The organism is Shewanella sp. 10B, from assembly GCF_023475885.1.
GTDB classification, from domain to species: Bacteria; Pseudomonadota; Gammaproteobacteria; order Enterobacterales; family Shewanellaceae; genus Shewanella; species Shewanella mangrovisoli.
In genome coordinates, this window is the sequence record NZ_JAMDJO010000002.1 from 607,394 (window position 1) to 631,871 (window position 24,478).

The 24,478-nt window shown below is 47.1% G+C and carries 21 protein-coding genes and 1 tRNA gene; 12 read left to right on the plus strand and 10 right to left on the minus strand.

Going from position 1 to position 24,478, the window contains the following annotated elements; translation table 11 throughout:
• Window positions 1–116 precede the first annotated feature (116 nt).
• Both M0415_RS10120 and M0415_RS10125 read left to right on the plus strand, forming a co-directional pair.
• Window positions 117–581 carry a YehS family protein gene (locus M0415_RS10120; RefSeq protein ID WP_249553911.1) on the plus strand — a complete coding sequence of 155 codons (465 nt, stop codon included), beginning with the start codon at window positions 117–119 and terminating at the stop codon, window positions 579–581.
• A gap of 266 nt (window positions 582–847) precedes the next feature.
• A complete protein-coding gene (locus tag M0415_RS10125; protein ID WP_088211059.1) occupies window positions 848–2,536 on the plus strand; it encodes an NAD-dependent malic enzyme in 1,689 nt (562 codons plus the stop codon).
• A 65-nt stretch (window positions 2,537–2,601) separates the two neighbouring features.
• Here M0415_RS10125 and M0415_RS10130 read toward each other — a convergent pair whose 3' ends face one another.
• Complete coding sequence (locus M0415_RS10130; RefSeq protein WP_023268526.1) at window positions 2,602–3,036, minus strand: DUF3069 domain-containing protein; 435 nt, start codon at window positions 3,034–3,036, stop codon at window positions 2,602–2,604.
• A 24-nt stretch (window positions 3,037–3,060) separates the two neighbouring features.
• Window positions 3,061–3,588 (minus strand): phosphatase PAP2 family protein, encoded by a 528-nt coding sequence (locus tag M0415_RS10135; protein WP_011623932.1) that lies wholly within the window; start codon window positions 3,586–3,588, stop codon window positions 3,061–3,063.
• Window positions 3,589–3,702: 114 nt separating this feature from the next.
• Here M0415_RS10135 and M0415_RS10140 point away from each other — a divergent pair, with 114 nt between their 5' ends.
• Window positions 3,703–5,643 (plus strand): GGDEF domain-containing protein, encoded by a 1,941-nt coding sequence (locus M0415_RS10140; RefSeq protein ID WP_249553909.1) that lies wholly within the window; start codon window positions 3,703–3,705, stop codon window positions 5,641–5,643.
• Window positions 5,644–5,646: 3 nt separating this feature from the next.
• Here M0415_RS10140 and M0415_RS10145 read toward each other — a convergent pair whose 3' ends face one another.
• Window positions 5,647–6,468, minus strand: a complete 822-nt coding sequence (locus tag M0415_RS10145; RefSeq protein ID WP_249553907.1) for a substrate-binding periplasmic protein — start codon at window positions 6,466–6,468, stop codon at window positions 5,647–5,649.
• Between the two features lie 163 nt (window positions 6,469–6,631).
• Between M0415_RS10145 and queG the strand changes: the two genes are divergently transcribed.
• Window positions 6,632–7,813, plus strand: coding sequence for a tRNA epoxyqueuosine(34) reductase QueG (gene queG, locus M0415_RS10150; RefSeq protein WP_249553905.1), 1,182 nt, complete (start codon window positions 6,632–6,634; stop codon window positions 7,811–7,813).
• A 16-nt stretch (window positions 7,814–7,829) separates the two neighbouring features.
• Here queG and M0415_RS10155 read toward each other — a convergent pair whose 3' ends face one another.
• Window positions 7,830–8,609 (minus strand): TOBE domain-containing protein, encoded by a 780-nt coding sequence (locus M0415_RS10155; RefSeq protein ID WP_249553903.1) that lies wholly within the window; start codon window positions 8,607–8,609, stop codon window positions 7,830–7,832.
• 202 nt (window positions 8,610–8,811) lie between these two features.
• Between M0415_RS10155 and modA the strand changes: the two genes are divergently transcribed.
• The 4 genes from modA (at window position 8,812) to M0415_RS10175 (ending at window position 11,987) form a co-directional block, all read left to right on the plus strand.
• A complete protein-coding gene (gene modA / locus M0415_RS10160) occupies window positions 8,812–9,597 on the plus strand; it encodes a molybdate ABC transporter substrate-binding protein (protein WP_249553901.1) in 786 nt (261 codons plus the stop codon).
• Window positions 9,597–10,334, plus strand: a complete 738-nt coding sequence (modB, locus tag M0415_RS10165) for a molybdate ABC transporter permease subunit (protein WP_249553899.1) — start codon at window positions 9,597–9,599, stop codon at window positions 10,332–10,334. The genes modA and modB overlap by 1 nt, the downstream gene beginning before the upstream one ends.
• Window positions 10,328–11,413, plus strand: coding sequence for a molybdenum ABC transporter ATP-binding protein ModC (gene modC, locus M0415_RS10170; RefSeq protein WP_249553897.1), 1,086 nt, complete (start codon window positions 10,328–10,330; stop codon window positions 11,411–11,413). The genes modB and modC overlap by 7 nt, the downstream gene beginning before the upstream one ends.
• A 241-nt stretch (window positions 11,414–11,654) precedes the next feature.
• Window positions 11,655–11,987, plus strand: coding sequence for a YegP family protein (locus tag M0415_RS10175; RefSeq protein ID WP_249553895.1), 333 nt, complete (start codon window positions 11,655–11,657; stop codon window positions 11,985–11,987).
• A 141-nt stretch (window positions 11,988–12,128) separates the two neighbouring features.
• On the opposite strand, the gene M0415_RS10180 is transcribed toward M0415_RS10175, so the two are convergent.
• Both M0415_RS10180 and M0415_RS10185 read right to left on the minus strand, forming a co-directional pair.
• Window positions 12,129–12,215 (minus strand) — tRNA-Leu (locus tag M0415_RS10180).
• Between the two features lie 152 nt (window positions 12,216–12,367).
• Window positions 12,368–13,957 carry a bacteriohemerythrin gene (locus tag M0415_RS10185; RefSeq protein WP_249553893.1) on the minus strand — a complete coding sequence of 530 codons (1,590 nt, stop codon included), beginning with the start codon at window positions 13,955–13,957 and terminating at the stop codon, window positions 12,368–12,370.
• Window positions 13,958–14,256: 299 nt separating this feature from the next.
• Here M0415_RS10185 and M0415_RS10190 point away from each other — a divergent pair, with 299 nt between their 5' ends.
• Window positions 14,257–14,388: a DUF3149 domain-containing protein gene (locus M0415_RS10190; protein ID WP_011715898.1), complete on the plus strand. Its 132-nt coding sequence runs from the start codon at window positions 14,257–14,259 to the stop codon at window positions 14,386–14,388.
• Window positions 14,389–14,501: 113 nt separating this feature from the next.
• Here M0415_RS10190 and M0415_RS10195 read toward each other — a convergent pair whose 3' ends face one another.
• On the minus strand, window positions 14,502–15,113 hold the full coding sequence (locus M0415_RS10195) for a superinfection exclusion B family protein (RefSeq protein ID WP_088211070.1): 612 nt from the start codon (window positions 15,111–15,113) through the stop codon (window positions 14,502–14,504).
• Between the two features lie 168 nt (window positions 15,114–15,281).
• Here M0415_RS10195 and M0415_RS10200 point away from each other — a divergent pair, with 168 nt between their 5' ends.
• On the plus strand, window positions 15,282–16,913 hold the full coding sequence (locus tag M0415_RS10200; protein ID WP_249553891.1) for an ATP-binding protein: 1,632 nt from the start codon (window positions 15,282–15,284) through the stop codon (window positions 16,911–16,913).
• Between the two features lie 143 nt (window positions 16,914–17,056).
• Here the strand turns inward: M0415_RS10200 and tcdA are convergent, their stop codons facing one another.
• Window positions 17,057–17,875, minus strand: coding sequence for a tRNA cyclic N6-threonylcarbamoyladenosine(37) synthase TcdA (gene tcdA, locus M0415_RS10205; protein WP_249553889.1), 819 nt, complete (start codon window positions 17,873–17,875; stop codon window positions 17,057–17,059).
• Between the two features lie 417 nt (window positions 17,876–18,292).
• Here tcdA and M0415_RS10210 point away from each other — a divergent pair, with 417 nt between their 5' ends.
• The gene (locus M0415_RS10210) at window positions 18,293–19,357 is read left to right on the plus strand and encodes a porin (RefSeq protein ID WP_249553887.1); all 1,065 of its coding nucleotides are present in this window, start codon (window positions 18,293–18,295) and stop codon (window positions 19,355–19,357) included.
• Between the two features lie 430 nt (window positions 19,358–19,787).
• The gene (locus M0415_RS10215; protein ID WP_088211074.1) at window positions 19,788–20,849 is read left to right on the plus strand and encodes a porin; all 1,062 of its coding nucleotides are present in this window, start codon (window positions 19,788–19,790) and stop codon (window positions 20,847–20,849) included.
• 182 nt (window positions 20,850–21,031) lie between these two features.
• On the opposite strand, the gene parC is transcribed toward M0415_RS10215, so the two are convergent.
• Window positions 21,032–23,308 carry a DNA topoisomerase IV subunit A gene (parC, locus tag M0415_RS10220; protein ID WP_249553885.1) on the minus strand — a complete coding sequence of 759 codons (2,277 nt, stop codon included), beginning with the start codon at window positions 23,306–23,308 and terminating at the stop codon, window positions 21,032–21,034.
• A complete protein-coding gene (locus M0415_RS10225; RefSeq protein WP_249553883.1) occupies window positions 23,301–24,476 on the minus strand; it encodes a PQQ-dependent sugar dehydrogenase in 1,176 nt (391 codons plus the stop codon). The genes parC and M0415_RS10225 overlap by 8 nt, the downstream gene beginning before the upstream one ends.
• Window positions 24,477–24,478: the final 2 nt, after the last annotated feature.

Sequence of the window (24,478 nt, forward strand, 5' to 3'; positions counted from 1 at the left end):
CTCATGCTCTACCGTGCCACTTGCTCATCCACGCTAGACTTTCCTGCTTTTCTGTTACTTTGAGTATATAATGTCAGCTCTTAAACCAGACAGCGCAGCCGCGCCTAGAGATGACCATGATTAACAATGATATTTTGCGCCGTTTGCGCTTCGTGTTTGATTTCAACAATGCCAAAATGATTAAGATCTTTGCCAAAGTTGGAAGAGAAGTGCCGACCGAAGAGATGATTAGTCTGCTGCGCAAAGAAGAGGAAGAAGGCTATAAGGCCTGTAACGACACGACCCTATGTCAGTTTTTAGATGGTCTTATCATCGAAAAACGTGGTTTACGCGAAGGGGCCGAACTGCCAAAGCCAGTATCAAAATTAAACAACAACCTAATCTTCAAAAAGTTACGTGTTGCCCTCGAAATGCGTGAAGAAGATATTATGTCCACCTTAGCGCTCGCCGAAGTGCAAATGTCTAAGTCTGAGTTAAGCGCACTGTTTCGCAACCCGGATCATAAAAACTTCAAGGCCTGTGGCGACCAGATCCTGCGTAACTTTATCCGTGGCTTATCGCTAAAATATCGCGGTGTTTAATCCCCAAACAGCTTAATCCCAGAAACGCAGCCTAGGCTGCGTTTTTTGTTTTAATAGCACCTTAAACAGCCATTTACTCGGCAAAAGCATTTACAACCAATTAACAGAACCCTGTTTTAAACAGTAAGAATTGTCTCTGCTGCAAAAAAAGCCACAAATAGCGCACGATACAGGCAACAAAGATCACATTTCATGATAACCTTACGTGACTTACAGCACGTCTCAAGCACGTACCGAACCATTAAACAATAACTCAAAGGTTACCCATGGACGATAATAAACGCCCCCTCTATCTTCCGTTTGCAGGACCTGCCATTCTTGAAGCCCCCTTAATTAACAAGGGCAGTGCATTTTCGGAAGAAGAGCGTATTTTCTTTAACCTCGAAGGCTTAGTACCCTACGCCATTGAAACTATTGAAGAACAGGCGTCACGCGCCTACGATCAGTTCAGAAGTTTCAATAACGATCTCGATAAGCACATCTATCTGCGCAACATTCAAGACACCAACGAAACCCTGTTTTATCGTTTAGTGCAAAACCACATCAGCGAAATGATGCCAATTATCTACACCCCGACGGTAGGTTTGGCCTGTGAGCGCTTCTCGAAAAACTATCGCCGTAACCGTGGTCTATTCATCTCCTACCCGAATAAGGACAGAATCGACGACATCCTCAATAACTCGACTCGCCAAAAAGTAAAAATCATCGTTGTGACCGACGGTGAGCGCATCTTAGGCTTAGGCGACCAAGGTATTGGCGGCATGGGGATCCCGATTGGTAAATTGTCACTGTACACCAGCTGTGGTGGGATCAGCCCCGCATACACTCTGCCAATTACCTTAGACGTAGGTACCGATAATCCACAGTTGCTGGAAGATCCTATGTACATGGGTTGGCGCCATCCACGTATTGGCGGCGAAGAGTATGCCGAGTTTATCGAAGCCTTTATGCAAGCCGTGCATGTACGTTGGCCAGATACACTGATCCAATTCGAAGACTTTGCCCAAAAGAATGCGATGCCTATCCTTGAGCGTTATAAGGATCGCTACTGCTGCTTTAACGATGACATTCAAGGTACCGCAGCCGTGACTGTGGGCTCGTTACTCGCCGCCTGTAAAGCCGCGGGCACTGAGCTGAACAAACAACGCATTGCCTTTTTAGGTGCAGGTAGCGCTGGCTGCGGTATTGCCGAAGCCATCGTTGCGCAAATGGTGTCAGAAGGGATCAGCGACGAGCAAGCCCGCAGCCAAGTCTGTATGGTTGACCGTTGGGGCCTGCTGCTCGACAACATGCCTAACCTGTTGCCATTCCAGCAGAAATTGGCTCAAAAATGTGCCGAAATCAGCAACTGGAATAACTTCAGCGATAATATTTCACTGCTCGATGTCGTCAATAACGCTAAGCCAACGGTACTGATTGGGGTATCGGGCGCACCGGGTCTATTTACCGAAGAAATTGTTCGTGCAATGCATAGCCACTGCGAACGCCCAATTATCTTCCCACTGTCGAACCCCACCAGCCGTGTTGAAGCGACGCCAAAAGACATTCTGCACTGGACGTCTGGCCAAGCTTTAGTGGCAACGGGTAGCCCGTTTGAACCTGTGGTTGTCGATGGCGAGACCTATGAAATCGCACAATGTAACAACAGCTTTATCTTCCCAGGTATTGGTTTAGGTGTACTCGCCTCGGGTGCTCGCCATGTCTCCGATGCGATGTTAATGGCGTCGAGCCGTGCGCTCGCCGAATGCTCACCGTTAGCCATTAATGGCTCAGGGCCGCTCCTGCCAAAACTGGAAGATATTCACTCAGTGAGTAAGCATATTGCGTTCGCCGTCGGTAAAGTGGCGATTGAGCAAGGCTTATCCTTACCTGCGAGTGATGAGCTGCTGATGCAATCTATCGAAGATAATTTCTGGAAGCCAGAGTACCGCCGTTATAAGCGTACTTCGTTCTAATTTCAGACATTATTCCAATAAAAGCCCGTCAATCGACGGGCTTTTTATTGAGTCAAACTCACAGCTTAAGGCGCCATCACCTGTTTAAAGCTGTTGAGCATAGAACGGTCGGTACGCGCTTTCTTTAATTTTCGTACACATTCTTTCAGTGATTCATCGGCTAAGCGACCGAAAATACCGTTGTATTCCTTCTCGTTGATGGCTTCATCGGTATCGGCCTGCTCAGAAATCTCCTGGGCGACACGGCTAAGTTGCAGCCACGCATTGGCAATATAGAAACCGTGGAACTCAGCCTGTGGCATCAAGTTACGGGCGCTGGCAGGCAATGCCTCCCAAGCCGCGGCAAATTTGCCTTCGCGATCGAGTAACAACTCGGCGCATAGACCTTTATAAGCCTCTAATAGGCTTTCTGGCATTTTTGCCATAGGCAATACTTTATTGGCAACATTGTGGGAAATCCGCTCGGCGGTTTCACGATACTCAACTGATACTTCAGCCATAATTTCTCTCTTAAATTAAGCGGCTTAAAATTGGCCGCTAATATATAAACCATAAACCCCATTGTGGGCCAAAGGTGTCACTGTGATCCCTTTATAGGGCTCAGTAAAATACCAACCCGCCAGTGCGCCAATGGCAGCGCCTGCGAGGACATCTTCTAAATAGTGCTTATCGCTCTCGACTCGGGTATAGCCCACATAAGTCGCAGCAAGGTATGCGGGCAGGCCATATTGCCAGCCATAACGCTGCTGAATAAATGTCGCCGCCATAAAGCTGTCCGACGTGTGTCCTGACGGAAAAGAATCATCACCGCTGCCATCGGGTCTATCCTTACTGACACCCAGTTTGAGCCCTTCGACGATGACCCTGCTCGAGACTGCTGCTTTAAGTAATTGCCACGAGCCTTCATTCCCCTCTTCATAGAATAGGGTCGCGCCCAAAGCCGTCGCAGGCAGGAGTAAATGCACTACATCGCCCGAGGTTTCGATATCATCCGAGTTTGCCCAACTCGCTCCCGTGAACAGCAACAGTGCGGCACAGAGTAATTTTTTCAAAGGGTTTCCTTATTGGGTGAGATCCAAGGCGACGTTTATACCTTGATAGAGGAATGAATGCAAAAATTGCAAACTTTACATGTAAACAAGACGTAAAAAGTTTATGCTAAGATAATGATTAGCTATCTGTTTCAGTGCGAACAGGAAACCTTTCCCTTGCCACACACTCAGCGTAATTTATCTCTGTTTCTGATGCTGCTGTTAGTGCCGCTAAGCCTTGCCGTTGCAGAAGAAAAACCACAGATCGATCAAATATTCAAATTATTTGAAAGTGGTGAGGTTATGGCTCGCGAGTCGGTAGAGCAAAATATCGCGCTACTGGATAAACTGATTGCCAGTGATGATGTAGAACACATCGAAAAGTTAAAATTGCTCAAATGCTGGAATCAACCAGCCGAGACAGAAGCTGAAATCCTTCTCGCCCGAGACAAAGCACAAGAAGCACTCAATAGCATTCCCACCACAGCCTCAGTCCATTTTGCCACCGATCTAACCCTATGCCACTCCTGGTTTCTACAATTGAGTGGAGATATTAATGGCGCTATGTCGGGTTATACCCAAAGTATTCAAAGTGCCTATGAACACGAAGATATAAAGCTCATTGCCGATGCTCGCAGTCTGCGGGGAGCCTTATATTCCTACATTGGGGATTTTTCTGAGGCATTGGATGATTTGGTGACCGCGCAAGGACTGTACGAATCATTGAACTTAACGGGCTGGGCAAACATCAATCTAACCGACATAGCCACCAGCTTTAGGCGCTATGGTGATCCCGAGAGTGCAATCAAGTATTACAACAAACTCAAAGAATTATATCTAAAGAAAGGGAATGAGGAGCAAGTCGCTAATGTCACCTCCGATATAGGGATTGCCTTAGATGAAATGGGCGAACATGAGCAGGCCATTGAAAACTTTCGTTTTAGCTATCAGTACTTTAAAAAACATCGATTCAACAATGCCGCCGCGGTCAACGCCACTAATATCGCCTACAGCTTGATCCAACTAAATCGTTTAGATGAGGCAGAAAAATATCTAAAAGAAGCCGAGTTAGAGATCACGGCGAACGACCCCGCAGCTTACAGCTTTATGAAGTTGTTTATGGGAAAAATTCGTTATCAACAAGGTCGCTATCAAGAGGCGTTAAGCGAACTCGCCGACGCTGAAAATGCATTTCGCGCCATGCAGAATGATCGCGGCTTAGTTCAGCTGTTGCAACTCAAGAGCGAAGTCTATGCGGCGATGAATGATTTGCCGTCGGCCTACCAAACTTTACAGCAGTTTGTCGCCTTGACTAGAAAGGTAGAAGACAATTCGTTTGCGCACCAAACCACTGAGTTAAAAGTAAAATTTGATACCAGTTGGATTGAGTCAGAAAACAAGCGCTTACTCGATAACCAAAAATTAAAGGAGCAAGAGTTAGCACTGCTTGAAAAGAATAAGTCGCTGCAACTAATCATCCTACTACTCACGGGGTGCATTTTGGCCATAGTGTCACTCTTTGCCTACAAACAAGTGCACCGCAATCGTCACCTACAGACCATAGCCCTAACCGACTATCTGACCCAATTGCCCAATCGTCGGCACATCTATGCCAAGGCGGAACAATATTTTCAACAGGCGTTAAAGCTACAAACTCCGTTCTCGGTAATCATCTTCGATGCGGATCATTTTAAAAAGATTAACGATAATTTCGGCCATGAAATTGGCGACCAAGCACTATTAACCATCGCGCAAGCCAGCCAGGCATTAACTGCTGACCGCAACTTGATTGGCCGTATCGGTGGCGAAGAGTTTTTAATTTTATTACCCAATACCAACGCCGAACGCGTGTGGGAACTCGCCCATGAGTTGCAAACCTTAATCACCCGTTATGGCGCCATTAATTTACCCGTAGAGTTAAAGCTGACCGTGAGCGCCGGGGTTGCCACCTTAAGCCCTGAATCCAAGCCACAGGATGAGAGCTTTGCCCGTTTGCTTAAGCGAGCCGATAACGCGCTCTACGACGCTAAAAATGCTGGTAGAAACTGCGTCAAAGCCGCAAAGGCTGCGAGCTAACTTTTAGGTATTGCGATGCCAAAAGATTTGATGTTCGAGGGGCGGCGGCAAAGCGCCAAACCATTTTTGATAGAGCCGCGCAAAATATCCTGACTCTTTAAGCTTTTCTAACTCAGCTTGCCAACGTTGCACCGTATCGGAAGACGTTCCTTTTGAGAATGCCAGATAAAGATGGATTTCGGAAAGCACATAAACGGGTTTGATATCCGACTCCTTCGCACCGATATCCTGCAGTATATGCTTGACCGCCAAATCGGCCTGACACCAGAACCGCACCCGAGAAAACAACAACTGTTTAGCCGATTGCTGCGGAAAACTCGCCACTAAGAGAGCATCGATACCCTGCTGTTGCAGCAATTGCGCCCCAACCGACTCACGATACACGCCTACGATCCCAACGTTATTAACTTCGGATAACTGATTGATACTAATGGGATCATCAGCTCTGGCATAAAGAGTAATTTTGCTGGTGGCAATGGGGCCGATAAAATCGAAATGGCTTTCCCGCTCATCGCTAATGGAGGTGGCAAACAACAACACGTTCGGCGCCGAATGAGCAATAGAGTAAGCTCGCGCCCAAGGTAAAACTTCAATTTTTTCCTGCTGCCCGATACGCGTCTGCAATTGATTAACCAGTTCAACACCAAAGCCGGTTGGCACGCCATCTTGCTCGAAGCTCATGGGAGGCCAAGCCTCTGTCACTAACCGCACCGTCTTGGTTGTCGCTTCTGTTGCCACTTCTGTTGCAGCTAAGCTCAGGCCTGCATAGCCTAAGCTAACGCACAACAATAGGCGATAACCGTGTTTGCAAAGGGTCAGCAACATAGACAAGACCGAAGGGGAAAGTTACTACTCATCATAGATCTAATTTACACACCGAAGAAAGCAACAATTGTAGTTTGGCTAAAATCCCCTAAACACTAAACTCGTCCGCTGCGGCTTAAAACTGCTATCATAGCGCCATCCTATTAAGCCCAATGCCGTTTCCATGTCGACCACAGTAACCTCTCCCGCCAATATTCCCGACGCAGCCACCCTTGGCCGCCTTGCTCTGCAAATCAAGACTTGGGGAAAGGCGCTCGGTTTTGCCCAAATAGGGATTTGCGACACCGACTTAACCGCAGAAGAAGCTAAATTGCAGACTTGGTTAGATAAGGGGTATCACGGGGAAATGGGTTACATGGCCACACACGGTATGATGCGTGCCCGCCCCCACGAGTTGCACCCAGGCACAGTTCGAGTGATTTCGGCTCGGATGGATTATTTGCCGCCGGAGGCGGGGTTTGCCACTAACTTAGCCTCGCCGAATATGGGCTATATCTCGCGTTACGCAGGCGGCAGGGATTACCACAAACTCATCCGTGCCCGCTTAAAAAAGCTGGGCGATCAAATCAGTAGCGAGCTTGTCGCCTTGGGGTTCGATGCCGCCGACTTCAGGCCCTTTGTCGATTCGGCCCCAGTGCTGGAACGTCCACTCGCCGAAAAAGCCGGCATAGGTTGGACAGGTAAGCACTCACTTATCCTTAATCACGATGCTGGCAGTTGGTTTTTCCTTGGGGAATTGCTGATCAACCTGCCCTTACCCGTAGACATTCCAATCCAAGAAGACTGCAACACCTGTGTGGCCTGTATCACCTCTTGCCCAACAGGTGCTATCGTCGAACCTTATACTGTAGATGCTCGGCGCTGTATTTCTTATCTGACAATCGAATTGCAGGGCGCTATTCCAGAAGAATTTCGCCCTTTGATGGGCAATCGCATTTACGGTTGTGATGATTGTCAGTTGGTGTGCCCAGTCAATCGCGAGGCACCGCTGACTAAGGAGAGTGATTTCCACATTCGGCCTAAGCTTAAACAGCCTGAACTGCTTACCTTGTTTGCCTGGAGCGAAACAGAGTTTCTCAAACAGACCGAAGGCAGCGCCATTCGCCGTATTGGTCATCAGCGCTGGCTACGCAATATCGCCGTCGCCCTAGGCAATGCGCCGAGTTCACCGCAAATCATCGCCGCCCTCGAGCAACGTAAAGCCCAGGCGGATGTCGATGATATGGTGAAAGAACATATCGATTGGGCCCTAGCACAGCAACACTCAGGAAGCTCACCAGCCAATAACCGTAAAACTGAGCGACTGGTTCGGGTGATTCAAAAAGGCCTACCACGGGATGCCTAGCATCTTAGCTTAAGCTTTAATTCATACTGGCAACAATCACTTGTGTGGCATCAAAACAGGCAAAACAAGGCTCGCCTACTTTGAGCGTTTGAATATCGGCCAATGGCATCACCGAATAGATAATATCTTTACCGCCAATTTCTATGGCTAATTCAGCCTTATCGGCCAGTTCTGTCACACTCAGTAAGTGCCCACTGACGCAATTTTGCCCCGCGCTCAGGCAGGCATCACGACTGGCCGTCACTGCGGGCGCCTTAAACAACAATAGAATCGATTGATTAAGCGCTAACTGCAGACGCTCAAAACTGGCATGGGTCACTGAGATTTGGATCTGCTGCCCCCCCGCCAATGTCACCTTCAGGCTGTCATTCAAGCCGAGCGGTTCAATGCTATGAATGCGAGCGGTTAACTGGTTGCGGGCGCTGGTTTTAAGGGAGAAATGCGCCATCACATCTAACAAACTGTGCATATCGACCGAATCATCCAGCAACGCCGACAGCGCCATTTCCTGCACCTGCGAGGTGATGGAATACACCTTAAGTAAACGCTCACCAAACTCGGTCAGTTTGGCGCCACCACCACCCTTACCACCCTTTTCGCTGCTGACGACAGGCTCGGGCATAGTGGTATTCATCTCGTTTATCGCATCCCACGCGGCCTTATAGCTAATCCCCGCCAACTTAGCGCCCTGGCTGATAGACCCAGTATTGGCCACTTGGCATAGCAAAGCTATCCGCCGAGGATTAGCAAAGGGTTTGTCCCCCAATGACAGTGTCAGTAGTGCGTGTAAGTCCATGTTCCTGCGCGCCTTAACTTAAGTGAATCTTATTGTCCCCGATCAATCTTGAGATACCAATACGCACAGTCGGAAATATCCACCAAGGCATTGCTGTTTTGGCAGATAAATCGAGCAGAGATCACTAATTTACACATCGGGGCTTGAATGATCGATATATAGATTGGTATATAACGATCACTTTTTATCACGGAGGAACACCATGAGCTCGCTCAAACACTTTTTACGCTTTACCACAGCCTCAGCCGTTGGCTTAGCCCTCAGTTGCAGCGTCAGCTTTGCCGCAGAAAAAGAGCAAGTGACTGTTTTTGCTGCCGCATCCCTCACGAATGCGCTTAATGAGATTGGCCAGCAATATGAGAAAGAACATCAAACGAAAGTGATTTTCTCCTATGCCTCCTCCTCAACACTCGCAAAACAAATTGCCAATGGCGCGCCTGCCGATCTGTTTATCTCCGCCAACCAAAAATGGATGGATTACCTCGTCGATGCCAAGGCGGTGAATTCCGATAGCCGTATCACCCTGTTAAAAAATACCTTAGTGCTGATTGCCGAAAAGAATAGCCCAGTAGACCAAGTCACCCTAAACAGCGATTGGGATATTAAGGCCGCGGTCAATGGCAGCCGTTTAGCGGTGGGCGATCCTGACCATGTCCCAGCCGGACAATACGCCAAGCAAGCACTTGAAAATCTGAATCTTTGGAAAACCGCCGAGCCACTCCTAGCGAGAGCAAACAATGTCCGCGCCGCTTTAGCATTGGTGGAACAGGGCGAAGCCCCACTCGGTATCGTGTATTCAACCGATGCCAAAGTAGCGCAAAAGATTAAAATTGTGGCGACCTTCCCCGCGGCAAGCTATAGCCCGATTGAATATCCCAGCGCTTTAACGAAACAGGAATCCACCGCCAGCGCGAAAGACTTTAATCAATACCTTCAAAGCTCAAGTGCAACAGCAGTATTTGAAAAATATGGCTTTGGAGTGAACTAGTGCTGAGTGATGTTCTCTTGAGTGGCTCGCTGTTTGACGGGCCACTCCTCAGCGAATACGAAACGGCCGCGCTGCTGCTAAGTCTCAAAGTCTCAGCGGTTGCCGTGCTGGCCAGCTTACCCTTAGGCATTTTATGCGCTTGGTTGCTGGCACGCGTGGAGTTTCCCGGTAAGGCTATCTTCGACAGTCTCCTGCATCTCCCACTGGTGTTACCACCTGTGGTGGTAGGTTACCTGCTGCTCATCAGCATGGGGCGCCAGGGCGTAATCGGGCAGTGGATCTATAACTGGTTTGGCATAAGTTTTAGCTTTAGCTGGCGCGGCGCGGCACTCGCCGCCGCAGTGGTCTCCTTTCCTCTGATGGTCAGAGCCATACGTCAATCCTTCGAAACCGTCGATATTCGCCTCGAACAGGCGGCGCGCACCTTGGGAAGTAGTCGCTGGCGGGTATTCCTAACCATCACCCTGCCGCTCACCTCGCCTGGAATAGTGTCGGGAATGATCATCGCCTTTGCCCGCAGCCTTGGGGAATTTGGCTCGACCATCACCTTCGTCTCCAATATTCCCGGCGAAACTCGCACCATTCCGCTGGCCATGTATTCCTTTATCGAAACACCTGGGGCGGAATATCAGGCGATGCGCCTGTGTATCATCTCGATAGTGATAGCGCTGGCCTCCTTACTCGCCTCCCAATGGCTCACTAAAAAGGCTCTCAAAAGAACGGCAAGTGTATGTTAAACATCAATATTGAAAAACAACTCGGCCAACTGCAACTTAAGGTGAACACCCAGTTACCGTTACAGGGCGTCACCGCCGTATTTGGCCGCTCGGGAGCGGGCAAAACCTCCTTAGTGAATTTACTCGGCGGATTAACCACTCCAGATAACGGCGAAATTAGCCTTGGCGATACGCTGTTGTTTAAACATAAAACCGTAAATCTGCCCCCTGAAAAACGCCAGATTGGCTATGTATTTCAAGAAGCGAGATTATTTCCCCATTACAGTGTGAAGGGTAATCTCACCTATGGGATGCGCCATAAAGCACCTGAATTGTTCGACAAAGTGGTCTCACTACTGGGCATAGAAAAGCTCTTGAGTCGCTATCCCAACACGCTCTCTGGCGGTGAAAAACAACGGGTCGCCATTGGCCGCGCCCTGCTCACCTCGCCGCAAATGTTGTTAATGGATGAGCCATTAGCCTCCCTCGATTTACCTCGAAAACGCGAATTGCTGCCTTACCTACAAACCCTAGCGCAGGAATTGAAGCTACCGATTGTCTATGTCAGTCACAGCTTGGATGAAATACTGCAACTCGCCGACCATATGCTGGTGTTGCATCAAGGAAAAATGATCGCCCAAGGACCACTAACACAGGTATGGAATAGTGAACAAATGCGCCCCTGGGTGCCATTGCAGGAATTAAGTTCACTGCTGAGCGCCAGAATCGCCGACAGACATCCTGATTATCCAATGACTAAACTGTTGATGGATGATGGCAATCAGCTCTGGGTCAGCGGCCAATTGCCCCCCACCCATAAGCAGTTAAAGGTGCGCATTCAAGCGAACCATGTTTCGGTTTGCACTGAGGAACCTAAAGGTTCGAGTATTCGTAACTTACTAAGAGGAAAAATAAAAGAGCTCTACCCCAGCGATAATGGCGAGCAAATTCAACTTAAAATTGCCCTAGGTAAAGACGAACTGTGGGCCAACATCACTCCATGGGCTTGTGACGAGTTACAACTCGCTCCAGGAAAAGCTATCTATGCCCAAATCAAAGGCGTAACTATGACGCAGATGGATATTGCCGAATCTCACTGACGCAAATAATCAAAACTATAGGCTTGTTGAATATCGGTCAATGAACAAACCACTCTATTTGAAAAACAGAGAGATAAGGTAAATCTTCATATACCGGTTCAAATAAATGAGCATTTTCCATGCATTTAAAGTATGAAAGCTGTCATATCAAATCTGTGAATATCGACTAAACTGGTGCTCGAGCAGGAAATGGTTTCCTCGCTTGCGCTATGCAATGCCTTAAAGAAGAAGGAGCAATTCCATGTCAGGATGGTATGAATTAAGCAAAAGCAGTAACGATCAATTTAAGTTTGTTCTTAAGGCTGGTAACGGGGAAGTCATCCTCACCAGCGAACTCTATACGGGTAAGAGTGGTGCCATGAATGGTATCGAATCCGTTCAAACCAACTCCCCTATCGAAACCCGATATGCTAAAGAAGTGGCGAAAAACGATAAGCCGTACTTCAACCTAAAAGCCGCGAACCATCAAATTATTGGCACCAGCCAAATGTATTCGAGTACCGCAGCAAGGGATAACGGGATCAAGTCGGTAATGGAGAATGGGAAAACCGCGACGATTAAAGATCTAACCTAGATCGGTATGTGCAGAGTGGTGATATTTAGGGAAATAAACGTACCAACAAAAAGCGGGACTTAAAGCAGTAAGTATCTAACAATCCTGGATTTTAGATACAAAAAAACCGACTCTAGGTCGGTTTAGTCCCTTTGGAAGGGATGGTACCAGAGGACGGACTCGAACCGTCACGCTTTTAAGGGCGGCGGATTTTGAATCCGCTGTGTCTACCGATTTCACCACTCTGGCATTATCAAAATTAGAGCTAACAAAAACAACTAGCTGGCTCTAAGTGCTGGGAATTATACCTTTGCCTTTGACAATGGCAAGCCCTTTTCAAAGGCTGGGTGGCAAATTAGTTTTAACCGCTCAAAAATCCAACTCTGATAAACCAAGGCCGGTTATTCGGCCCCATGGGCGAGTAAAAATTGGGTGTATTCCTTATCGCTCTTTTGAATATGATTGACGAGCCAGGCTTTTAAAAATGCCATGAGTTCATCGGCCACATCTTCACCTCTACCTACCCGCTTTTGAAAATCAAGCACTTGACCAACCAACTGGGCATGCTTTTCCTTATGGGCCACGGTTTGAGGATAGCCAAAACGGGCAAACAATTCTTCTTCATAGGAGAAGTGATTCGCGGTGTAATCCACCAGCCCTTGGACGATGCGCTTAATCGCCTCGAGTCCGTATGCCTCACTTAACGTCCGGTGTAATTCATTGATTAATGATACTAAGCGTTGGTGCTGACGGTTAATCTCTGGCATGCCGATATCAAGTTCGGGCCCCCATTTCACAAATAACTTACTTTGAGCTTGGCTGGAATTAAACAACTTAGCATCCACATGGAATCGATGCAGCAGGGAGCCAATTTCCTGCGACATGTTATACACCTTAAGGCTGGATAAGTTGGTGTGGTTGGTATGGCGCGCATTTTTTAGGGCTAAATCGGCCATCACACTGATATTTTTGTTAATTTCCTCGGCAACCGCATGTTGCTCTTCGGATGCAGTAGCGATTTGGTGGGACATATCGGTAATACTTTCAACCTGAGTCACTATATCCCCGAGGGCTTGATGAGCTTGTTCCACCATCAGGGCGGTTTCGTCGGCAATGGTGACATTCTTAAGCATCACTTCTACGCTCTGCTGCGCGCCCTTTTGCAAGGTTGTGATCTGCTGTTGAATTTCGGCGGTAGCCTCTGAGGTGCGTTTAGCTAAGTTACGCACTTCGTCGGCAACCACCGCAAAGCCGCGGCCATGTTCACCGGCGCGCGCACTCTCAATCGCCGCATTGAGCGCCAATAGATTTGTTTGCTCCGCCACTTGGGAGATGGTTTCAATAATACTGCTGATGCTATTAGTATCGGCGGCAAGGTGTTCGATAACGCCTTTAGTTTGGTGAATTTGCGATTTCATATCGTTGATTTTATTTACGATAGTACCAATTAGCTCATCACCATGTTTCGCCGAACCTTGGGCAATATCGGCCGCTCGTGCCGTACTGGCGGCATTTTGTGACACTTCTTGTACTGTGGAGACCATCTGCGTCATGGCCGTTGCTGCCAGTTCGGTTTGACGTTCCTGCTCGAGTACGCCCTGTTTTGCCTGCTCGCTGATCGCTTTGATATCGGTCGCGACTTTCTTCATCCACTCGCTGGTATCGACGAGGGAGAGAATCGTGCGACTAACATCCTCGCCCATGCGGTTGATACTGTGGACGACCTTGATAAACACACCCGCATCTTTCTCATCGAGCTGATAACTTAAATCCCCATCACCCAAATGATGAGCTGCGCGTTCTAAATGCCTTAAGTTACGGATTAATTTGTTAATGTTTAAAAAGAGAATCACGGCAAGAGCAATTAAACAGAGCGTCGCCACCCAATGCGCACTAGTGACTAAACAATAGAGGGGATATAAGAGTAAGACCATAGGCGCAAAGATAATACCGTAGCCCATGGTGCCATTCTTAGCTGTAACATTGGCCATTTTTGGCTCCTTCCAAAATGCAGTCGACTCAATCAACAACTCGTTAGGTAAAGTTCAGATCTCAATATCATTTCGTGACTGACACTCTTAAGACTAGTTCTTAACGAGACAAGAAACAAAGCCAAGACAATAGAGATAAGTGCTATTTCATTCAAGCCTAAATTTGAACCACATCACATAGTTAACTTGTAGTTACAACTTTGTTTTAAGATGTCGGATTTTTATTGATCAGGATCAGTATTTAGAAACATTAAGGACGCTAGTGTAGAGGGGACTTCACAGGAAAGAGGATTTCAATCATGGCATTTTGGTTAGATTTAATGTTCGGTAACCCAATTGGTTTACTCTCAATGATCGTTATCTTTAGCACTATAGGGATAATTTCTTATATCACTTGGATGTTCATTGTGAAGTCCGCGCAACAATCGTAGTTTTTGCTTCCAAATTGTTATTCTGTTCATTGTAAAAATTGCACGTTGTTATGGGGGTTAATCTAACCCCCATTTTTTGTGCCTATGATTTCTGCTTTAGCACACAACCTGCATTAAGCGGCGTGTTTACGGCTTTGCACTACCCCATTTAAAAACTGCGGGCGCGCTTTAATCAAATGCTGCATTTCTTCCTGGCTCGGCTCTCCTGCGGGTAAACGCAATACACCACGATTCAGATACATGCGTGCCTTCATCGAAATTTTATAATCCGCCGTAGGACCTTGGATCGCATAATGGCGCTCATTGCCTAAACATTCGAGGATGCAGGCATTCAGCAAGCTTTTTACTGCGGGTTCATTTTGCGGCAATGTCAAAATGGTGGCCCCCTGTAAAAAGAACTCCCGTAATAAAGCGCGCTCGGCACGATCCATCAAATTGACCTTAGCCTCAATCGTTTCGATCATTCGTTTATCACTCAAGTGACGAATCGATTCATCTAAGCCAAGGTTCAATAGCTGCGTTAAGAAATAAGCAATGGAGATAATCAGCCCTAGGCCAACAAAATGGGCATGCTCGGGAACAAACTTATCCAACGCCAGCATGGCAAGCACATTGGATGGGATCGCCAATAACACAGCGCAGCTTACCATTAGCCACAGCATGACTCGAAACATCATCTTTTTAGGGCTAAACAATTTCACTGAATCCAGTTTGAATTTAATCATAGTCTTATCCCAGCGACAAAAAATTGAACTTAGACGGCATCAAGCAAGTTTGATGCCAGTGTATCTGTCAAAATTGCGGGATATTTCATGGGGATAAAATGCACAATCTGGATGCTTGAGTCTATGCTTATAAGCATCCAACTCGCTATTAGCTATAGATAATTTAAGATGCCGACTTTCTTTAGCCAATTTATTAAAAGCCCGATAGGCAGGCATCTCACCTTGTCTATTATCCTCTTTAGTTCCCTCATCACCTTAGTGACAACGGCCTATCAGCTGATTAACGACTATCGCGGCGATGTGACTCGTATTGACCGCGTATTCTCCAATATTGAAAAAGCCAACCTCGATGTACTCGCCGCCAGTATTTGGGTTATCGATGAAAGACTGATTAATACCCAGTTAAATGGTTTAATCCAACTACCTGATATTAATTACATTTCGATAAAAGATGATAGCGGCCAATCGTGGAACGCCGGCAATGAGAAGCCAACCCATACTCTCAATAAAGTATTTCCTCTGGTCTATAAGTCGCCAACTGACAGCATTAATGTCGGCACTTTAGAGGTTCAAGTGGATATGGATGCCATTTACCAACGCCTCTACGATAAAGCCATTCTGATCTTGCTCTCTAATGCGATAAAAACCTTCTTAGTCGCTGGATTTATTCTGTTTTTAGTCTGGTACAACATTACTAAACACTTAGACAAACTCAGTAATTACTGCAAACGCATCGATCTCGATACCGATGTCGAGCCATTAGCCTTCGATCGCAAACAAAAAGTCGATGAATTCACCCAAGTTGCCGATGCCATCAACAATATGCAGTCGCAACTGCGCGGCTCATTCGCAGCCTTAAAACGCTCTAAAACCGAATTGCAAACTGCCTTAGAGGATAGAGAACGCTTACTGACGCTCGAACGCAGTTATAAGGAAGAACTCGCAAGGCAAGTCAAAGAAAGAACACAGGAATTAGAGCAATCATTAACGGCGCTGAAACGGGCGCAGCAAGTGTTAGTCGAGCAGGAAAAAATGGCGGCATTGGGCGGTTTAGTCTCGGGAGTGGCCCATGAGATCAATACACCTATCGGCATTTGTTTGACGGCGGCCAGTACCCAACTGAGTCATATCGAAGAGCTTATCGAGCTTATACATAGCGAGCATGCCACTCTAGATGAAATCAACGCCATTTTAGATGAGTACCAAGAAAGCTGTGAGTTGATAGTTCGTAATATCAGTAAGGCCAGTAGCCTGATCCAAAAATTTAAAACGATCGCCATCGACCGTAGCCACGAAGAACATCAATGTATCAATCTGCAACGTCAGCTTAAGGAGATTTTAGAATCGACCTTAATTATGTATCCCAAGGTCAAAGCCCAAACTCAGCTACAGGTTAATTCTGCGCTCAACATCCAGACCAATGTCAGCCTACTCAATCAAATCGTCAGTAATATTCTCTCTAATGCCTTCACCCATGCCTTTCAGGATAGAGAAGATAATCTGATCCAAATTACGGCCAAGCTAGAGCAAGACTATGTGAATATCAGCATTGAAAACAATGGGATTGCCATTCCACCCGAGGTGGCAGAGCATATGTTTGAGCCCTTCTTTACCACCAGCAGGAGTAAAGGTGGCACAGGCTTAGGCTTATCCGCCGCCTTCAATGCCGCCACGCTGCTAAAGGGCACCATGAACTATCAAGCAGACTCACAACTGGGCGGCGCACAATTTAATATCCGCATTCCCCTCACCCAATGCGATTCGCCCAAACTCACCACACACCATGACTTTACGATTTGATGGAGTGTTTGATACGAGTTTGATGGCAAGTTGAGCCTGTGGAAGGCGAATAAAGCAAACTCTGGTGCCACTAAACAAAAATCCACAGCATTGGCTGTGGATTTAGTTTTTAACCTTGGGACTTTATCTTATTGATTCGCCGCTTATTCATCTACGGCAGGTTCATTTGCAATTTGGGCGAGCCTAGCGAGTACGCGGCTTGCTGCTACAAAGCCAAAGGTGCCTGTCACCATAGTGACGGCGCCAAAACCTGAGGCACAATCCATACGCATCGAGCCATCTGCGCTAGCCTTGCTGTTACACACGGAACCATCGGCCTGGGGATAAACTAATTGCTCGCTGGAAAACACCGCATCGACGGCAAAACGGCGCTGCACATTCTTAGAGAAGTTATATTCACGGCGCAGAATATTACGCACTTTGGCCAGTAAAGGATCTTGGTAGGTCTTAGCTAGATCGGTAAGCTGAATTTGCGTAGGATCGGTTTGACCACCCGCGCCGCCAACCGTCACTATCTTAATTTTTTGACGTTTACACCAAGCAATCAGCGCCGCCTTTTGTTTAACGGCATCAATACAATCAACCACATAATCAATATTGCCCCCAGCCTTTGCCCCGAGCAAATACTCACCGAGGTTATCGACTGTAATAAAGTCTTCCACTTCATTCACTTGGCAATCAGGATTGATAGCACGGATCCGCTGCGCCATTACCGCCACTTTAGACTCGCCAATCGTCGATGTCAGTGCATGAATTTGACGGTTAGTATTAGTCACGCAGATATCATCCAAATCAATCAGAGTAATTTGGCCAATACCACTGCGCGCCAACGCCTCAGCCGCCCATGTGCCAACGCCGCCAATGCCAATCACCACCACATGGGAGGCGGCAAATTTAGCCAGCGCCTTTTGCCCGTACAAGCGGCCAATGCCACCAAAGCGATTCTGATAGGCTTCAGTCATCAATACTTACCTTATATCTAACTAACAATGGCCGCCCTTAGAGGATGTGAAAGACAATCTACAGCAGCGTAACGCAATAAAAATGCGCCGTGGATTTTATACGATTTGGGCGAAAAACCGAAATCTATCTCAGCCAAGGCATGCCTAGTTGCACTCAGATACAAAAGTACCGCAAATGTGGTAATTAACACTTTCCTGAATCACCCATCCATACATTAGGTAAAATCAGATTAAAAATGCGTTTTCACCTTGTAAAACATGATGTTGAAAACAGTATCTTTTCAGCGCAAAGCGATCTTGATCACATTTTAAATTCATTCACCTGCCACACTGCGCTGCATCAAAGCGCCTCCAACCGCAGCGAAAAGAGATGACTCTTGCTGCATAAAATAATGATATAAGCACAGGAAAATGAAGATGAAAAAGAATCTGCTCACTACAGCGATTACCGCGAGTCTCGCATTTTGCTCATTCAACTCCCTAGCCGATGGCCCAGAATTTTATGGTCATGTCGACCTGAGTATCACAGACTCAGAAAAAGGCTATGCCGCTCAAAATCAGAAAGAGGGCACAGTACTCGAAAACAACTTTTCATGGGTGGGTGTCAAAGGCTCTGAAAGCGTAAGCCCTTACTTTGATATTATCTACCAAATGGAATTTGGCGTAGAAAACTTTGATAACTCGAATAAAACCTTCAATGCACGTAATACCTTCCTCGGTATGAGAAGCGTTGCCGGCACAGTGTTAGCCGGTCGTAACGATACGGTATTTAAAGCGTCCGAAGGCGGTTTTGATTTGTTCGGCAACACCAACGCCGACATCGACCTGTTATTAGCAGGCCAAACGCGCTCAGCCGATGGCATTTCCTATTATTCGCCTAAGATCGCCGATCTGATCACCCTCAACGCCACCTATCTGATGAGTGACAACTACGATCAACGCGATAGCCAAGGTAACGAAGTTTACAGCCAAGATCAAATGTATGCCTTAAGCGCCACCTTAGGCGACAAAACCTTCAAGACCCACAATTACTATATGGCCGCCGCCTATAACGATGGTATCGAAAATATCGAAGCCTACCGTGGTGTGGCTCAAGCAAAATTTGGGGATTTTCTCTTTGGTGCCATTTATCAGCACAGTGAGCATATTGATGATAGATTCTCCAACCTCTCGGGTGAGACCTATTTTGTCAATGCAGCTTATCTGATGGGTGATGTGAAATTTAAGTTGGTTTACGGCAAAGATGACTCAGGTTTAGGTAAATATGTCAGCCGTTTTGTCGGCAGCCAAGACAGTGGCAACCTTGAGCAAGTCAGCGATGTTGACCTGCAACAGCTCAGTGTAGGCGCAGATTACCGACTCAGTACTAAGACTATGGTCTATGGTCACTACACTCGCTTCGACGGCGACCTTATGCTAGCAGGTACAAAACAAGACTTAGATGACAATGTGTTTACTGTAGGTTTACGTATTGATTTCTAATAGTATTATCCTAATTCAAAAGTGATGATATTTGATAAAAAAGCGGCTTTGGCCGCTTTTTTATTGTACCTCATACTAAATAGCACTCTCTCTCCCCATTTATGACAAACTTGCGACAACATTAGTATATGCTACAGTTAGCGTCGCCGACTCACTTAAGCCTTGGCGCTTTACCTACCTCTTTAGTAGTAAGTGAAAAATACCGTTTTACCACTTTTACGCCGATTTGCGGTTGAGATATAGGGAAATATCCTAAAAAACCCCGAATACGGACAAGGAGAGCCAAAAACATGATCTGCAACACAGCCAGTAAGTCGTAAAACTGTAAAAATCGGCGGCAACTTTGTTACCGATTCCAGTAACAAATGTGTTAAACCACACAAAAACCATGAAAAATGGAAAAGAACTTAGGTTCGAGGGAGCACAAAACATGAAAAAGACATTCATCTCTGCATCAGTTGCATCAGTACTGGCACTGGCTTCATTCGGCGCGCTAGCCGAAGGCCCAAGCTTCTACGGTCGTTTAGAGCTTGCAGTAACCAATACTGAGACAGGTGCAACTCTACAATCTGGTACTAACGGCTTAGACGCAAACTATGCCGATGAGAACAACGCTGGTACCTATTTAGAAAACAACTTCTCTCTATTAGGTGTTAAAGGTTCTGAAAAGATCGCTGATGGCTATGATGTTGTTTATCAAATGGAATTCCAAGTTGAAAACACTTCTGGCACTGGTGATGTTTTCAAAGCTCGTAACACTTACTTAGGTTTAAAAACTAACGCAGGTACTGTGTTAGTGGGTCGTAACGACACTGTATTCAAACAAGCTGAAGGCGCGGTTGACGTATTTGGTAACACCAACGCGGATATCGACCGTTTAGTAAGTGCTCAAACTCGTAGCGCTGATGGTGTTTGGTACTACTCTCCAAAAATCGCTGACTTAGTGACATTAAACGCAACTTACCTGTTCGACGATAATGACACTACTGCTAAAACTAACGAAAGCTTATACGCTCTGAGCGCGACTCTGGGTGATAGCAAGTTTAAAGAGCAAAACTACTATGTAGCAGTTGCTTACAACAAAGGTATTGCTGGTGTTGACGCATACCGTGGTGTAGCTCAAGTTAAATTTGGTGATTTCAAAGTTGGTGGTTTATTCCAAAACTCTGAAAGCGTAACTGACAGCTCTGTTGACGGTAACACTTACTTCGTGAACGTAGTTTACACCTTAAACGGTGTTAACCTGAAAGCTGAATACGGTTCAGACGAAGCTGGTTTCGGTAACTACTACAAAAACGTAAACAAAGGTGGCGCAACTGGTACTGATATCAGCGTGCAAAACTTCAACGTTGGTGCAGACTACCGTTTATCTAAATCAACTATGGTATATGGCCAATACGCAATGTACCGTGGTGATCATGTCGTAGCGGGTAATAAAGTTGACTTACAAGACGACAACGTATTCTCTGTAGGCGTACGTTACGACTTCTAATATCCTTTCGGATATTAACTAATAAAAACCTACCGCTTGCGGTAGGTTTTTTTATGCCTTGTATTTAAGATAAGTGATTCTTTAGCGCATAACTCTAGTCATAAAAAAAGCCACTCAAGTGACACTTAAGTGGCTTTGATTAACCTGTTTCGATTACAGCTTACACAAGCTCAAATTAACAGTTAAATGCTTGGTAAAACCTCTGCGCCTTCGCCTAATTCCACGCTATCAACACGCTGTAACCCGCGCGGTAACTTAGCGCCACGGCGGCCACGTTCACCACGATAATGCTCTAAATCGCTCGGTTTTAAGGTGAGTTTACGCTTACCTGCCCATAGGGTCACTGGTGTGTCGGCTGGCACTAACTGTAAATGGGTCATCAGTTCTTCACGGTTCTTAGCACGTTCGCTTGGAATGCCGATAATCTTGTTCCCTTTGCCCTTAGACAATTGCGGCAATGCCTCCAATGAAAACAGCAACATACGGCCTTCATTGGTGATGGCTAGAATCGACATCTCGCGATTACGGTCAATCGGTCTCGGCGGTAAGGACTTAGCATTCGTCGGCAAGCTTAACAGGGCTTTACCCGCCTTGTTGCGCGAAACCATATCATTGTAAGTACAGATAAACCCGTAACCCGCATCGGTGGCGAGCAGGAAACATTGCTCGTCTTCACCCAAAATCACATGCTGCATGGTTTCACCCGGCGCCATATTAAAGCGCGTAGTGATTGGCTCACCTTGGCTGCGTGCCGATGGCAGGCTATGACTATCGGTGGCAAAGGCACGGCCCGATGAATCGATAAATACCGCCGCCTGATTGCTGCGCCCCATCGCACTGCATAGATATTGATCGCCAGCTTTATAGGACAAAGACTCGGCATCGATATCATGGCCCTTAGCACAACGCACCCAGCCTTTTTCAGATAACACCACTGTCACTGGCTCGCTCGGCGTCAGCTCTTGCTCGGTTAAGGCACGGGACTCATGGCGCTCAACAATCGGTGAGCGGCGATCGTCGCCATAGGTTTCGCCATCTTGAATTAATTCTTTCTTGATCAAGGTTTTTAAGCGACGATCTGAGCCTAATAACTGCTCTAATTTCTCACGCTCGGCTTCAAGCTCATTCTGCTCGGCCTTGATTTTAAACTCTTCTAACTTGGCTAAATGACGTAATTTTAACTCGAGGATGGCTTCTGCTTGCCTATCCGTCAGGTTAAAGCGCGCCATTAACTCGGTCTTTGGCTCATCATGGAAGCGAATGATTTCAATCACTTCATCGATATTGAGGAAGGCAATCATCAAAGCTTCGAGGATATGTAACCGTGCCAGCACTTTATCGAGGCGATACTCGAGGCGACGTCTTACGGTATCGACACGGAACTCTAACCATTCGGTTAATAAGTCTTTTAGCCCCTTCACCCGTGGGCGACCATCGAGTCCCAGTACGTTAAGGTTTACCCTAAAGCTTTTCTCAAGATCTGTGGTCGCAAACAAGTGCGCCATAAGTTGGTCGCAATCGACGCGGTTTGAGCGCGGCACTACCACCAGTCGCACCGGGTTTTCATGGTCGGACTCATCACGTAAGTCCGCCACCATAGGCAATTTTTTCGCCTGCATCTGGGCGGCGATTTGCTCTAAAATTTTACCACTACTGGCTTGGTGCGGCAGCGCGGTGATCACTATCTCACCAGCATCGACGCTATACACGGCGCGGGCTTTTATGGAGCCACGGCCCGTCTCATAGACTTTGGCAATGTCAGCCGCTGACGTGATGATCTCGGCCTCGGTCGGATAATCAGGCCCAGGCACATAGCCCATCAACTGCGCAAGGTCGAGTTTGGGATCGTCCAAAAGCGCAACGCAGGCATTCACTAACTCTCTGGCATTATGGGGCGGTATATCTGTCGCCATGCCCACCGCAATACCAGTAATCCCGTTCAGCAAAATATGGGGTAAACGTGCAGGCAGCACTTTGGGCTCTTTTAACGTGCCATCGAAGTTCGCCCCCCAGTCAACCGTACCTTGTCCCAGCTCAGATAATAACAGCTCAGAAAACTTCGACAGGCGCGCCTCGGTATAACGCATTGCTGCAAATGACTTAGGATCGTCTGGTGCCCCCCAGTTTCCTTGACCATCTACCAGTGGATAACGATAGGAAAATGGCTGCGCCATCAGCACCATCGCCTCATAACAGGCAATATCGCCATGGGGATGGTACTTACCTAATACGTCACCCACTGTACGAGCTGATTTTTTATGCTTTGATTGAGCCGATAAACCGAGCTCACTCATTGCATAAATAATCCGCCGTTGTACAGGCTTAAGCCCGTCACCAATATGGGGCAAGGCTCGGTCCATGATGACGTACATGGAATAATTCAGATAAGCTTCTTCGGTAAAGCGCCGCAGGGGCATCTGCTCTACGCCATCTAAGCTTAACTTGATCGCGTCACTCATTTTCTTCTAGTTCCTGTGGTTCTTCAGTCGTATCGCCATCCTTATAAAACAGTCGATACACGTTACCTTTTAAATCATCCGAAATGTACATAGCACCATCGTCTGCCGACAACAAGGCATAGGGACGGGCAACGGGAAACTCACCGTCGAGGAAACTGACTACGGTTTCACGACTCACCACCTGCTGATTCTCAAGCTTCAACATGACGATTTGATAACCCACTTTGCTCGAACGGTTCCACGAACCATTTTCGGCGACAAAGAGTTGATTATGATACATTTCAGGGAATTGCTTGCCGCGATAAAACGCCAGTCCCGTGGGCGCCACATGTGCCGGCAGTTCATATACTGGGACGGTAATTTTTAAATTCTTCGGTTTTTCGTAGGCTGGCTCAACCACGGACGAGGCGTGCAAATAGGGGAATCCATAATGGCTACCGACCACATCGATGCGGTTGATTTCATCGGGTGGTAAGTTATCCCCCATCCAATCACGGCCTTGGTCGGCAAACCATAACTTGCCATCTTGGGGAGACCAGTCAAATCCGGTCGCATCCCGTACGCCCAGCGCTATTTGCTCACTGGCGCCCGTATCCACATTGATCGCTATAATGCTGCTGTAGGGCGCACTCGCCTCACATACGTTACACGGTGCGCCGATAGAGACATACAACCTGCCATCGGGGCCAAAATTCATCGCACGGGTGCTTTTCTTATCGGATTCAGGCAAATCGCTATAGATTTCTTTAGGGCGACTGGGTCGACGTAAGCGCTGCTCGATATCAATAAAACGTACGATGCGGTTTTCTGTCGCAACAAAAAGATCGCCATTATGGAAGGCGATCGCATCAGGAGATTCCAGCCCTTTGGCAATCACATAACGTTTATCGACGCGGCCATCTTGATTGCTGTCAACGAGCGCATGCACAGTGCCACTCTTATTGGAGCCCACAAAGAGCGTACCATTCGAGCCCATGGCTATCTGCTTTGCATCCCCGAGATCGGAGGCATAAAGGGATAAACCAAATCCCTTCGACACGGTAATCATGATCGACTGAGACCCCGCTATCGCCGCCTGGCTCGTTAATAATGCCAAACTCGCTAGTAGGGCCCCGAAGGAAGAGAACACCCTTAAATATTTATAATTATTAGTTTTTATATACAACATGG